8 protein-coding genes are annotated in these 14892 nt (G+C 40.7%); 2 read left to right on the plus strand and 6 right to left on the minus strand.

All coding sequences use genetic code 11. The features are described from left to right. Positions 1-72 precede the first annotated feature (72 nt). Positions 73-1563, plus strand: a complete 1491-nt coding sequence (araA, locus tag R2R71_RS03540; protein WP_316829865.1) for an L-arabinose isomerase — start codon at positions 73-75, stop codon at positions 1561-1563. A 19-nt stretch (positions 1564-1582) separates the two neighbouring features. Then, on the plus strand, positions 1583-3283 hold the full coding sequence (locus R2R71_RS03545; protein WP_316829866.1) for a sodium:solute symporter family transporter: 1701 nt from the start codon (positions 1583-1585) through the stop codon (positions 3281-3283). Positions 3284-3437: 154 nt separating this feature from the next. Here R2R71_RS03545 and R2R71_RS03550 read toward each other — a convergent pair whose 3' ends face one another. The 6 genes from R2R71_RS03550 to R2R71_RS03575 all read right to left on the minus strand — a co-directional run bounded on the left by R2R71_RS03550 (position 3438) and on the right by R2R71_RS03575 (position 14845). After that, positions 3438-4451, minus strand: a complete 1014-nt coding sequence (locus R2R71_RS03550) for a zinc-binding alcohol dehydrogenase family protein (RefSeq protein WP_316829867.1) — start codon at positions 4449-4451, stop codon at positions 3438-3440. A gap of 101 nt (positions 4452-4552) precedes the next feature. Next, the gene (locus R2R71_RS03555) at positions 4553-5341 is read right to left on the minus strand and encodes an SDR family oxidoreductase (protein ID WP_316829868.1); all 789 of its coding nucleotides are present in this window, start codon (positions 5339-5341) and stop codon (positions 4553-4555) included. Between the two features lie 78 nt (positions 5342-5419). Then, positions 5420-7732: a DUF5703 domain-containing protein gene (locus R2R71_RS03560; RefSeq protein WP_316829869.1), complete on the minus strand. Its 2313-nt coding sequence runs from the start codon at positions 7730-7732 to the stop codon at positions 5420-5422. Positions 7733-7820: 88 nt separating this feature from the next. After that, on the minus strand, positions 7821-9248 hold the full coding sequence (locus tag R2R71_RS03565; protein ID WP_316829870.1) for a sialate O-acetylesterase: 1428 nt from the start codon (positions 9246-9248) through the stop codon (positions 7821-7823). 138 nt (positions 9249-9386) lie between these two features. Further along, positions 9387-11456, minus strand: coding sequence for a glycoside hydrolase family 127 protein (locus R2R71_RS03570; protein WP_316829871.1), 2070 nt, complete (start codon positions 11454-11456; stop codon positions 9387-9389). Continuing rightward, the gene (locus R2R71_RS03575; RefSeq protein ID WP_316829872.1) at positions 11453-14845 is read right to left on the minus strand and encodes a glycosyl hydrolase; all 3393 of its coding nucleotides are present in this window, start codon (positions 14843-14845) and stop codon (positions 11453-11455) included. The genes R2R71_RS03570 and R2R71_RS03575 overlap by 4 nt, the downstream gene beginning before the upstream one ends. Between the last annotated feature and the right edge of the window lie 47 nt (positions 14846-14892).

The following is a 14892-nucleotide window of genomic DNA, read 5'->3' on the forward strand; positions in this document are numbered from 1 at the left end:
AGAAATGATATCAAAAGCGAAGACTGCTTTACAAAAAAATATAAATTATAGTAAATAGCTAACCACAATAAAATGATTGATTTAAAAAAATTACAGGTTTGGTTTATCACCGGAACACAGGATTTATACGGAGAAGAAACCTTAAAACAAGTGGCATTACACGCCGAAGAGGTTGCAAAATCCTTAAATAATAATGATAAAATTTCCGTTTCGGTAGTTTACAAGCCAATTGTAAAAAATACAGATGAAATTTTTGAAACGCTGCAAAGCGCCAATACTGATGAGCATTGTATTGGTGTGGTAACCTGGATGCATACTTTTTCGCCTGCTAAAATGTGGATTAGGGGCTTAAATGTATTACAGAAACCTTTATTGCATTTACACACTCAATTTAACCGCGATATTCCATGGAATTCAATTGATATGGATTTCATGAACCTGAACCAAAGTGCTCACGGCGACCGTGAATTTGGCTTCATGGTTTCAAGAATGCGTAAGGACCGTAAGGTGGTGGTTGGCCACTGGCAGGATGAAGAAGTAGCTAAACAGATTGATACCTGGGCAAGAGCCGCTGCCGGATGGAATGATTGGCAAGGTGCAAAATTTGCACGTTTTGGTGATAATATGCGTTTTGTTGCCGTTACTGATGGTGATAAGGTAGAAGCTGAAATGAAATTCGGATTTTCGGTAAACACCTATGGTATTGGCGATCTTGTGGCAGTGATCAACGCAGTAAGCGAAGACGCCATTCAAAATTTATTAAAAGAATACGAAGCTACTTATGAAATGGCAGCTGATTTAAAAGCAGGTGGAGAACGACATCAATCGGTTTATGATGCCGCTAAAATTGAGCTGGGTTTAAGAAAATTCCTTGAAGATGGCGGATTCAAAGGCTTCTCTGATACTTTCGAAGATTTACATGGTATGATTCAGTTGCCAGGTATTGCTGCACAACGTTTAATGGCGGATGGTTATGGTTTTGCAGGCGAAGGCGACTGGAAAACGGCAGCGTTAGTTCGTGCATGTAAAGTGATGGGCGCAGGCTTACCGGGTGGAAATGCTTTCATGGAAGATTATACCTACCATTTCGATCCATCAAATGCAATGGTTTTGGGCTCACATATGTTAGAAGTTGATGCATCACTGGCAAAAGGAAAAGCCAGCCTGGAAGTTCATCCTTTAGGTATTGGTGGTAAGGCAGATCCTGCCCGTTTGGTATTTAATGTTGCAAGTGGCGATGCATTAAATGCCTCTTTAATTGATATGGGTAACCGTTTCCGTTTGTTGGTAAATGAGGTTAAAGCTGTTGAGGCAGCGCACGATTTACCAAATCTGCCTGTTGCACGTGTACTTTGGAAACCACTTCCAGATATGAAAACAGGTTGTGCGGCATGGATTTATGCCGGAGGTGCGCATCATACGGCATATAGTCAAAATTTAACTACTGAACATTTATCAGATTTTGCAAATATCGCAGGTATCGAGTATATTAACATCGGCGCAGAAACCAAAATAAACCAGTTTAGAAATGAGCTTCAATGGAACGAAGTTTTTTATAAATAATAACCAAATAAACTAAATTATGAACAGATTTTCGACGGTAGATTACGCCGTTTTTATCTTCTACTTTATCCTCATATCGGCCTACGGTTACTGGATATACAGCAGAAAGAAAAATAAAGGTACATCAGGAAGTCACGACTTCTTTCTTGCTGAAGGTTCCTTAACCTGGTGGGCAATCGGTGCTTCACTTATCGCTTCAAACATTTCTGCCGAGCAGTTTATTGGCATGAGTGGAAATGGCTTTGTGGTTGGTGTTGCGGTTGCTGCCTACGAATGGGTTGCCGCTGTTGCGCTGATTATTGTTGCCGTATGGTTTATTCCGGTATACCTGAAAAATAAAATTTTCACAATGCCGCAGTTTCTCCAGACTCGCTATAATGAAACAGTAAGTTTAATCATGGCTATTTTCTGGCTATTCCTTTATATTTTCGTTAACCTGACTTCGATTTTATACCTGGGTGCTTTGGCCATTAGTAACCTTGTTGATGGTTCTAATTTTCATCTGATAATGATTGGCCTTTCAATTTTTGCCCTTATTATTACCCTGGGCGGGATGAAAGTTATCGGTTTTACCGATGTAATTCAAGTTGCAGTATTAATTATTGGTGGTTTGGTTACCACTTATATTGCCTTAACCATGGTAAGCGAGCATTTTGGATTAGGTAAAGATGCGATTGCAGGTTTCAATATGATGATGAAAGATTCGCCCGATCATTTTAAGATGATCCTGCCAAAACCCGGGCCGAATTCTACACAAGCAGATATTAACAAATACCTGATGTTACCAGGTATTGCGATGTATTTTGCCGGTCAGTGGATTGTTAACCTGAACTACTGGGGTTGTAATCAATACATTACACAGAGAGCACTTGGTGCAGATTTAAAAACGGCACGTACTGGTATTTTATTTGCTGGTTTCCTGAAATTAGGCATGCCTGTAATCGTTATGCTTCCGGGTATTGCAGCTTATGTTTTACATAGAAACGGTGGTTTGCAGGCTGAAATGGCTCCCGGAGGTCATTTTAATTCCGACAATGCTTATTCAGCAGTTTTAGGTTTTCTTCCAACCGGTTTAAAAGGGCTTTCTCTTGCAGCACTTACCGCAGCAATCGTAGCCTCTTTAGCTGGGAAAGCAAACAGTATTTCGACAATATTTACCCTAGATATTTATAAGAAATACATCAACAAAACTGCAGATGATAAAAAGCTGGTGATTATTGGACGTGCAACAATTGTATTGGCTATCGTATTTTCTATTGTTTTAACCTGGAAAGATTTACTTGGCATTGGTGGCGAAGGCGGCTTTACTTTCATTCAAAAGTACACCGGTTTTATTAGTCCCGGTGTTTTTGCAATGTTTATTTTGGGTATGTTCTGGAAACGTACCACCGGTACTGCGGCTATTGCAGGTTTATTAACTGGTTTTGGTTTATCAGTTGTCTTCAACAACTATGCACCGGCCTGGTTCGGACATGAAACTTTACTTTATACTGCTTATCCAAATGGTAAAGGTGGTTACGAGATTCCCTTCTTAATCTGTATGGGATTAGCTTTTGCTTTCACCATGCTGGTAATGATTGTGTTGAGTTTGGCTGGTCCGAAAGTAAATCCAAAAGCTTTTGTATTGGATAAAGCAATGTTTAAAGTTGCGCCATCTACAATGGTTTTAATCGTAATTACTTTCTTACTGCTTACCATGCTTTACGTTAAGTTCTGGTAAATATTCTTTGGCTGAAGCACAATTAGCCGAATAATGCATATAGTAAAAGAGGCAGTTTCCCTAATGGAAATTGCCTCTTTTTTTTGTTGATTATCTATTGATTTGGAAAAAGAACAAACCATTGAAAAGCATAACCAATGCTGCATAGTTAAGCCTATAAACTTACCATCGCTTTGATTACGCCATTTTTTGGATCTAACCAGCTTTCAAACTCTTCTTTTACTTCTTCAAATTTAACCTGATGCGTGATGTAGTTGGTTGGGTTTACCAGGCCTGCTTTCATTGATTTAATCACATGTTCAAAATCTTCAATGTCGGCGTTCCGGCTGCTCATTAAAGTAGATTCGCGTTTATGAAACTCAGGGTGGTTGAAAATTAAATCACCTTTTTGCAGACCGATTAAAACAAATCTGGCGCCGTGAGCCATGTAGTTAATGGCATTGTTAATGGCTTTTTGATTTCCGGTAGCATCAATAACGACAGTAGGCATATCGCCGTTGGTAATGTTAAGAAGTTGTTCCGTCACATCAGGAGACATTGCGTTGATGGTGTGTGTTACGCCCAGTTTTTGTTTACAAAAGCTTAGCCGGTCATCATTGATATCTAAAGCAACCACATGAGCTCCGGCAATGCGGGCAAATTCCATAGTCCCTAAGCCAATCGGGCCAGCACCAATCACTAAGACGAATTCGCCAGGTTTTACATCTGCCCTACGAACACCATGTGCGCCAATAGCCAAAGGCTCAACCAAGGCAAGTTCATCATAAGTTAACCCTTCGCCATGCAATAGTGTACGCGATGGAACCTGTAAATATTCACGCATCCCGCCATCAACATGCACGCCACAAACCTGCATTTTTACACAGCAGTTGGGTTTATTCATCCGGCATGCGATACATTCGCCACAATTGAAATATGGAATAAATGTAACCGCTTCTCCGATCTTAAAGTCTGCTGCCCCATCGGCTTCAACCAACTCACCGGAAAGTTCGTGACCAAGAACGCGGGGATAGTTAAAAAAAGGTTGCGTACCTTCAAAAGCGTGTAGATCAGTTCCACAAATGCCAATTCTTTTAATCTTTATAATCGCATGGTCTTTTTGCAATGCAGGTTTGTCTGTTTCTGAATATTCAAATGAACCAGGTGTTGTACAGGTAAGGGTTTTCATTTTTATTTCGATATTGTCAGTTTTAACTTATCGTCATTGCGAGGTACGAAGCAATCCCTTTTAATTAGATTGCTTCGTACCTCGCAATGACGTCTAAAAAATTAAGCATTCGCCAGCGCCCTGTCTAAATGCACATAACCGCCATCCACATGAATAATTTGTCCCGTGGTGTGACTTGATTTATCTGAAATTAAAAAAGCCGTCATATTTGCGATTTCTTCCGCAGTCGTCATTCTGTTCTCCAAAGGGATTTTTGAGGTAATTTCATCCAGTTTGGCTTGAGCGTCAGGTAGTGTCTCAATCCAGGTTTCGTAAGCTGGCGTCCAGCATTCGGCTACCACAACGGCATTTACCCTGATTCCATATTTTAACAGTTCAACGGCCCACTCTCTTGTTAACGCATTTCTACCACCGTTTGCTGCCGCATAAGCGGAAGTATTTCCTTGTCCGGTTTCGGCTGTTTTTGAAGTAATGTTAACGATAGCACCTTTACTTTTAATGAGCTCTGGCAGTGCATGGTGTGCCATCAGGTAATAGTGAACGACGTTTTTATGCAGTGAAGCCATAAAGTCTTCGTAATTGCCATTTTCCAAACCAACCCCATCATTAACACCTGCATTATTTACCAATCCGTCAACGCGGCCGAATTTAGCTGCAATTTCGGCCACAACCCGCTTACAATCTTCAGGTTTTGAAAGTTCAGCTACAAATTGCGCTGCCTTACCACCTTGCGATTCGATTTCTGCTACCACTTTTTGATTGTCTTCAGCTTTTCTACCTACTACAACTGCAACTGCATTTTCTTTAGCAAATACTTCTGCAATGCTACGGCCAATCCCTTTAGCTGCACCTGTTACAATGATTACTTTGTCTTTTAAGTTTAAATCCATGTCTTTTTCTTTTAATTAATGAATGATTGAATTTTGAATGAGTGATTTTTTTGGCGAACAGCAACATATTCTCTCATCCTATGATTCTCTCATCCTATCATTTATTATTACATCTGCCTTTCTTGATTCGGGCATAACTTTTAAATCGGTTAATTTTCCATCTTTCAGCGTTGCCTCTACAGTGGTTTGATAAGGCGCATGAAGTTTGAAATGTACATCCCATCCTTTAGGCCATGCCGGGAAAAGGTAGATTTTCTTACCGTCTACCTGCATCAACATTTCCTGTAAGCCAATCATTCCTGATCCACCCCAATTATGGTCGGGTGTCCAATCGAAACCTGGCCCCCAGAATGCCGGAAATCTTCTTCCCGAATCCTTTAATTTAGCAACGATCAATTTCGCTGCATCTTCGGTTAAACCTAATCGTGCAGCGAATATATTATCCTGTTTCCAACCTACATGACTTCTGAATTTTAAAACATCTGTATCGTATTTAAAAGTATTGATGGCTGTATCCAGGCCTGGCTTACCTATCCCATAAATGCCCCATGGATAGACCGGGTATAATTGCGGACTTTCTGTATTGTTAATTCGCTCCCAGATTTTAGCTGGAGAGATGGTGGGTTTACCGTCAAAATCCCTGAAGCTCATCGGAGGAATTGTTTTGAGCATTTCAGCCCACTCAGCCTTTTTACCTGCTGAAAGGTTTGGATATTCAATCAATCGTTGCAACACGGTTTTCAAAGCCGCAATGGTAGATGTTGAATTATAAGCAATTTTATAGGTTTCGGCACCGGAGCCCGGATATAAAATCAAATGTCCGTTAGCATCTAAACTTTTTGCGCCACGTTGTGTGGCTAAATAAGTATAATGAGCCTTGAAGAATTCGAGTGAGCTTTCGATTAAAGGGATATACTGATCGATGTTTTTAGCACCATATCGTTCGGTTTCCAGAATCATCATGCAAAATTCCAGAACGGTGTCCCATTCATATTCCAGCCAGGCATTATATTCCATGCCCTTATTAAACCCGGCCGGGCGCTTCCATCCATATTCAGCCGGATTTGGTAATCCAAAATTTTCCAGTTGTTCTGTAAAGCTCGCACCATCATGCCCCCATGCTTCTTTTGTTCTGATTTCTGCATTTTTCAACAGATTGAGGTAGAAATCAAATTGTGGCTTCATCATATCAAAATCACCACTTTTGAGCAAAGGCCAATACACCAAACGTTGGTTCTGGGCTGTGTGTGTTCCTCCTCCCCAATTCCGGAAATCCGGTGTGTACTTTAAGGTCGAGTCAGTTAACTGGGGATCAAAAGTGAACAAGCCCCCATTAAATTTAGTTGGATAATTTCCAAATGCATTACAGCCGAGCATATATCTGAATAACTGATAATTCAACGAGACCTGCCTTAACGATGTGTCGGCTGAAAGAATATTGATAAAGCTCCTGTTCCAGAATCCGTTCCACCATTTAACGGAGGCATCCTGTGCTTTTCCGCGGATGGCATATAATCCCTTCTCCCACTCCTCCACGGAGGCTGTCCTCGCTGTATTTAAAGCTAATGAAATTGTTATCTTTTTCGAGGGCTTCTTAGTTTTTAGATTCCAGCCTTTGAATGGTGTACTTAAATAAATTCCATTGTAGTTTCCTGCCGGAATCATGTTATCACCTTTCAGAATCCCTCCGAAAATCAGGTTTTGTAAAGGATTGAACAATTCGGCTTTCCGGTTTTCCAGTCCCTGCTGCTTCACCGTTAAATCAAAGACTGTTTCGGACTTGTTCTGGTGATAAAAGACCACGCTGTTATCTTTAAAATGAACTTCATCTTTAAGCGTCTTTACTGTCCCCTGTGGTGCCCATTTATATGAATTCTGGTTATTTTCCTTGCCTTTAGTAACCCGGTCTTCGAAACGCCAGCTTTCATAACCTGCCTCTGCAGCTATGTTCTGATTGGATTTGATATCAAGATGAACAACCGGATTAAATACATCTACCCAAACATTGATTTCGGTCTGAAGATTTCCGTTTGTACCTGCAATCCGGGCATATCCATCCTGCAAAATAAGGGTTTGCTTAAATGTTTGCCCGGCAAAAGGATTTGGCATTAATTTGAGTTTTATACGACCAAGCTTGAGCAAGGTATTATTTTCATCAAAGGTGCCGCTTCTTGATACATATAAGTAAACTTCCCCTTTCTCTACCCATAAATTAAGGCCGATATCCCCACCCCCAACTGGCATCGATTCTGATGAGTTATTGCTTTGAGAAGTCCAGGTTAGGTTTTCCTGGGCAGCCGCATGTTGTGTTAACCATAAAAGCAGAAAGCCCGCAAAGAAAAATTTTAACCACCTTAGACACTTTAGCGCACTCAAGTTAATATGGGGCATGAATTTTGACCATATCAGGCAGTTAAGAATGTTTAAACGCTCAACCATAATTATCTTTGTTCTTTGTGCCTTTGTGGTAAAAATCATATTACTTCTCCCAATCATCTGTACGGAATGAAGAAACTGGCAGTCCATCATTTCCGAATAAATCACCAATTACAAAATCTTTAAAAGCATAACGTACTGCCACTGGTGTTTTTACCTGCTCTGCCGAAAGCGTAACACTGCTTCCTGTGATAGCAGCCTTTGCAGGATGAAACTTCTGATCGGCTCCTGCCACTTCAAACAAACTTAATTCCTTACCAAATGAAGTTAAGCCATTTGCTGCATTTCTAAACTTTATTACTGCTTTATTTTTATCGATGGTTAATGATTCGTAATCCGGACTAAATGCGCCAAAACCTTTAATACCATAAGTTTGAGCGAGTGCTAAATAAGCCAGTCGCTCACCTCCCTGTTTTTTATTAGCAGGATGGATCGATTTTTCTTCGCCGATATCCATGAGTACGGCCATTCCTGAATTGGGGATTTTAACTTGCGATTTCCGTTGTGCATCCCTCAAAAAAGCAGAATTAAATTTCCCTCCTACATGGTTTGGGGGTAACTGCGCATAATTATACGGTGCTATCTGTGCATAATAAAAAGGGAATTCGCCATTATCCCAGTTCTTACGCCAGCTCGAAACCATTGCCGGAAATAAATCCTGGTAGCGATCAGAACGTTCATAGTTAGATTCTCCCTGATACCAGATAGCACCTTTTACACCATAGCCAATCACAGGATGGAGCATTCCGTTATATAAAGTTGTAGGCGTCCTGCTCACCTCTTTAATCGTATCACCTTTTGAAGGAATTTTTACTTCTGCAAATGCTTTCAGATCTTCGGGCGACATCCAGGCTTCAATTGAAGAACCACCATAACTATCGTTGATAAGGCCAACCGGAACATTCAACATTTCGGATAATAATTTACCAAAATAATAAGCTGTTGCACTGAAATTAGAAACCGTTTCAGGTGCTGCTAACTTCCATGCAGAAGGTTTGCTATTATTCTGACGCTCAATAACGGATGATCTCGGAACAGTATAAAGCCTGATATTACTGTTTGCAGATTTTAGAATAGCTTCATTCGAACCGATAATTGGCTGGCTTTTGAAACCTTTCATAGGCATTTCCATATTTGATTGGCCACCACAAAACCAAACCTCACCAATCAGAATATCGGATAGTGTGAGCTTCTCCCCATCATTAAATTCAATATTGTATGGACCACCTGCTGAGGGTGTTGATACCTTCACTTTCCATTTACCATCCTGGTCTGAATTAACGGTATAATTCTCCTTATTCCAGGAAGTATTAATTTTTACTTTGGATGATGGCTTTGCCCATCCCCAAATGGCTACATTGCTTTGTTGCTGCAAAACCATGTGGTCAGTAAAAATAGATGCAGGTTTTACCGTTGCCAAAGCATTAATACAATAAGCAAAACTTAAAAATATGGTGAGTTTTATTTTCATCTTTCTTTTTTATTTACCACCTCAGGCGTCTGAGAACTACTAATTTTTTTGTTTCAATGCATAGTTAAATCCCCAAAGCAAACACGCATTTCTTTTCAAATTATCTTAGGAGAACTAAGGTGTCTCAGGTGGTTAAAATTATTTACTTACCGGTAACCAAACCGACATCTCCGAGTGTCCTCTGTTTCCCCAGGCAAAATAAGGTACCAGCTTAATTTCTGTTTCTATATTTTTATCATTTACCGGGCGATACAAAACATTTTTCCAGTTGTCAGGCTCAATCATTTTAACATTACCAACCAAACTTATCATATCAGCGCCGTCAATTGTAACTGGTTTAGCCTCAAATTTAGCTGTCGCCGGGATCACTGCATTGAAGATATTTTTGCCCGCAAAATCGGTTGATTCCAGGCAGTAAACCACTGGTCCACGTTTTATGGCAACCTGATTACGGTTTTCTTCAACTAAAGGATTAGCCTCGATCAATGTAGCTTCCATCGGCAGGTTTAACTCCACAACATCCCCTTTCTTCCAACTCCTGTTAACCTCAGCGTATGTTCCGGAAGTTGTTTTGATATTTTCAGGGTTACCATTGATACTAATTGTAGCATTATTTGTCCACGATGGGATTCTTAAAAATAAAGAATATGCCTTATTTCCGGTTTCTTTAACCGTAATCTTAATTCTTCCATCCCATGGATAATTGGTTTCTTCCGCTAGCGAAATTTTCGTTCCATCAGTCAATTTGGTTGTCAGCTCATTGCCGCCGTATAAATTAAACCATAAACCCTTCTCTGAAACACTATAAGCATAATCGCTCACCTCGGCAATGGTGCGCACTACATTTGGCGGACAGCAATTAGATAGCGCAATGTAAGGTACTCTATCTTTCGACCAGCGTTGTTTGAACGGCAAATCATCAGATTGTGCCAGCGGATTGGTGTATAAAAAGTTCTTCCCATCAAGGCTTATACCTGATAATACGCTGTTATGCAAAGCAAGTTCCATTATATCGGCATACTTTGCATCGCCTGTAATCTGCAGCATCCGCCAGTTCCAGAGTACATTACCTATATTGGCACAGGTTTCGTTATGGGCTGTAAAATTGGGCAACTGATAGTCGCGACCAAAAGCCTGGTGAATCTTCTGTACGTCGGCAGGATTATAAGATGTACCATCAGCAGAAGTACCATCATACAGCGATCCACATCCTCCGGTCACATACATTTTATGCTGATTTACATCATCCCACATTAAATTCAAAGTATTAAGCAGCGAATCTTTTCCTGTTTCCGCATATAAATCGGCTACACCAGCATACAGATAGTTTGCCCTCACTGCATGGCCCATTGCTTTTGTTTGCTGCAAAAATGGAATGCGATCCTGATTATCATCGGTGCCGTCATCAATTTTACCTTTAATAGCGATGAGATGCTGCGCCAGCTCTAAATAACGGGGATCTTTGGTGGTGCGGTACATTTCTACAACGCCCATGTAATGCGATGGACAAATAGCATTTCTGGCCAATGTAGGCGAAGCTTTCTTATAGAAATTGTACAAATAGTCTGTTGCTTTTTTCGCGATATTAAGCAAAGTGGTTTTACCCGTAGCCCGGTAGTGAACACAACCCGCAGTCATTAAATGGCCAATGTTATAAGCTTCGAAACTGAGCCTGTCCTGAAACTGATTATTTGAACCTGTTTTGCGCTGTTCAATCATGGCTTTGGTATAGATGTAACCATCTTCACGCTGCGATTTACCAATGACAGCAATGGCCTTATCCATCATTTCATTCAACTTTGGATTTTTCGTTGAAGCATAGAGTACCGCAACGGCCTCTAAGGTTTTATAATAATCTCCATCATGAAAAGATGGCCCTGAATGAGAACCCGTGTCTAAGCCTGCAGCTATTTCGAAATTTTTGAACGCGTGACTGATTTTAGGATCGTTGTAAATGGCCCACATGTTGGGTACCATTGTTTCAGTAGCGACTTTAAAACGGTCAGCCCAGAATCCTTTGGTCCACTTTACATCAGTCATGTTAATGCTGTGTAATTTGGCATAAGGTGAACCAGCGTTGTTAACCAGGGCCTTATCTTGTGCATTAGCAGTTAAGAAGAAAGCTAAAAGGTTAAAGATTAAAGCTGAAAGCCTGAAAGTTACCGAGACTTCGTTTATTGAATTTCTATATGCTTGAATTATCTTCATTTTTCTTCAATTTGGATGACAACCGGTCCTAATAAACCAGCTGGATTTAAAGGCTTCCCTTCCAGCCTGAAAGGAGCAGTAGTTTTCGTTAATCTTTTCCCTTCAGGCAATTTGTTATCGCCAATCAAACGGTTTGCCCAGGTATTGGTTACTTCAATAGTGATATTGTTTTCCCCCTCTTTTAAGGCTGTGCTGATATCTAAACGATGCGGAGGAGTCCACAACGTACCACAGTTTATTCCATTTACCTTTACTTCAGCTATGCTCGAAAAATCACCTAGATCGATCCAAACTTTTCCGGCAGGTTTATCCTTAAATGTGAATGTGCGGGTATAAACAGCGGTGCCTGAATAATATTTCACCAAACTATCCGGATGTTTTGTCCAATCACTTAGTTGGTTAAAAACAATTGGTTTTGAAGGACCGAAGTAAGCGGTATCAAATCTGGCATCCCATGATTTAGAAATATCCTGAACGGCAGTAAAAACTGTCCAATTATTACCGTTATTTGATTGGTTTGTATTTGCCTCTTTTTCGAAAATAACGAATACTGATTCATTGGCTTGTAAAGCTAATTTCAATGTTGTTCTTTCATCCGAAATTCTCCATTGCTTTGCCTCTATTTTCTCCTGATTTACAGCATTATACAACTCAGGGATTTTACCCGATACCCTGAACGATGCTGAAATGACTTTAGCTTTATTCTTCTGGTTTGAAATAAAGTAAATCTCTCGATCGGCACTTGTACGATGAGTATATGCAATATCTTTAGCGTAATTCAATGAATCATCAATAAATATACAATCAGGCGCAAGGCCTATTTCTCTAAAACTATCTCCATAAAATGGTGCTTTATAAATTACTCCCAGTCCCAGCTTTTTGGTATACACCGGATGTCCGTTACTCTTATAAGATTCAAAATTCCCTCCCCAGATTTCCTCAATCACTTTATTAAATTCCACTTGATTGACTTGTTTCAAGCCATTTTGATATAATGGTTTTTCAGCGATGATCACTTTTGCCCCTGCTTTAATCAGTTCGCTAAGCTTTTTTAGGGATTGATAGCTAATGTATTCGTAATTAGGATTTAACTTAAGCTGCCCTGTGAAAACGAGAATCTTATAGGTTGCACCGCTTTCAAACACTATATTTCCATTTTTCACCTGAGCCGTTTGCAATACATCCGGATTAAAACTATCATAAGCATATCCACGTAAAGGATTTACCCAGTTTTCCGGATCGGCCATATTTGCCGAATGGGTAACACCCGCAGGCTTTTGTCTCAAAGGTTCTCCTGTATTTGCAAGCCTGATCTTTTCGGTTTCCACTACATCTGCACCAAATATACCAGGCAAGGTCTCCACTAAACGATCGGGTAAAACCGAACGGCGAGGCAGTTCTTCTCCGGTAAACACGGCAACATCAACTACAGGTTTGCCTTGTTGCAATAAATTTTGTGTTCGCTCTGCATACTCAACCCAGGCCTTTCCGGGTTTCCACCAGGTTTGATCACGTTGAAAGTACAGGCCTACTCCATCCAAAGTAACTCCGGGCTTGTCGTTTCCCGGATTTTGCGTAAATACATGGTACACCAGCTTATTTATACCGAGGGCATAATTCCGGTCCTGTAAGGTTTTAAGGTTTACCGGACTTTCATTCCAGTCCATTCGCACGGTCGTAAATGCTTCCGCCTGAATAATATTTTTACCGTAAATATGTGCGCCCGAAATGGCATCAAGCATATCATTGGGTTTGTCGTGAGTCGGGCTATTCAACCAGAATTCTCCCATGGGAACATCTACAGTTTTATAATGCAACAAGCCATCGCTCATCATCGTTGGAGCGATACTTTCAGCGGTAAACGTAACGCCTTGTTCTTTTGCAAGGTTAGCAAGGGTTTTGTAAAACTGATCGACCACTAGCTCTGAAATGGTTTTACGAACATCGTACAGAAAATTTTCGGATACGTTTGCATTTTCCACTGGCAAGCCCGTCATTACAGGCAAATATGGTGTTAAATCGTATCCCCTGCGTTTTTTAAATTCAGCCTTGAACACAGGCGACCAATTCTGGCTGCCACACTCCCAGCTATCTACATGAAAAACACTTAAAACCTTCTTTGCAATTTCAGGTCCGCCGTGTCTTAGGGCTTCACCATACCAGCTGTTAAACTGTAATTTTACCGCTTCGGGGTTAAACTTGTCGCACTCCAACCCTTTACCTCCGCCCGCTGTAGCATTGGTATGCCCTGTTGAGGTATGTCCAACCCTTAAAATTGTCCAATTGCCTTTGGGTGCTTTCCAGTTTAATGTTCCATCAGGGTTTAATTTATCGGTAAGGTTGATGAATTTATTTAAGGGAACACAAAGGTTTTTAGCAACTTGCTCGTCTGTACTTCTTTTACTTATTCTCCAGACTGAACCGTTTTTACCTTCAAACTGATTAATGCTGGCTTCGCCAGATAACTCAAGATTTACCAGTTTCAAAGATGGTTTCCATTTGGCAGCATCCAAATCTTCTGCACCGGGTTCCGAACCTTTTTTATCATAAATAAACCGGAAATATTTCGCTCTTACGGGTACAATGGTATGCGTTACATCTTCGTCCGTATCCTGCCAGCCGTGGCGTGGTGCTTCCAATCTGCCAGCAGAACGAAAGGTTTTCCCGTCATCGCTCACCTCGATAGCCAACCTTTGCGCCTGATAGTTATTCCCACTGATTTTAATGGTTACTGTCCGGCAGGTAAAGGGTTTTTCGAATTCGTATTGAATGTAGCAAGGTTCATTTGAGCCAAAGCTTTTTTTATTACCCGGCTGTATAAGGCCCGTTGCATCGACACCGTTACTCGAGGTGATTTTAGGAATAATAGTTCGTGTAGATATCCCTGTACCTGTTGGCGACGGGTAGGCATAAACAGCGATATCTTTATAGTAATTTTCCTTAGCTTCCGGCTCAGCTAATCTGATTGGTTGATTGGAATGATTTACTATTGTTTTAGACCATACAACTTTTTGCATAGAAAGTGCTGGTGTAATCCACGGCCCACCTGCAAGGGCAAAACCGTCGCTTACATGCATTCCTAATTTCAGATTCAACCGTTTTGCTTCGTTCATCGCAAATTCAACCAGTTTCCACCATTCTGGCGAAAGCTGAACTGCAGGTGGATTATAAAATGGCTTTTGATCTGGTCCTTGTATCGTCATCAGGTAGGCTCCGACAATTCCATTTGATTTCATCGCCTCCAGATCAGCAGTGATACCACTCTTTGAAACAGCCCCTTTCACCCAATACCAGAACACCCAGGGTTTGGCAGCTTCGTTTTGTCGGGCATTAAGCTTAAAGCAAAAAGCAGAAAATAAAAAGAACAGAAAAAGTTTACTAAGCTTCATTTTGTTGTTTTGTATCGTCATTATGCGAATGATTGTCTGTCGGGATA

This window comes from Pedobacter aquatilis, from assembly GCF_032678405.1.
Lineage (GTDB): Bacteria > Bacteroidota > Bacteroidia > Sphingobacteriales > Sphingobacteriaceae > Pedobacter > Pedobacter aquatilis_A.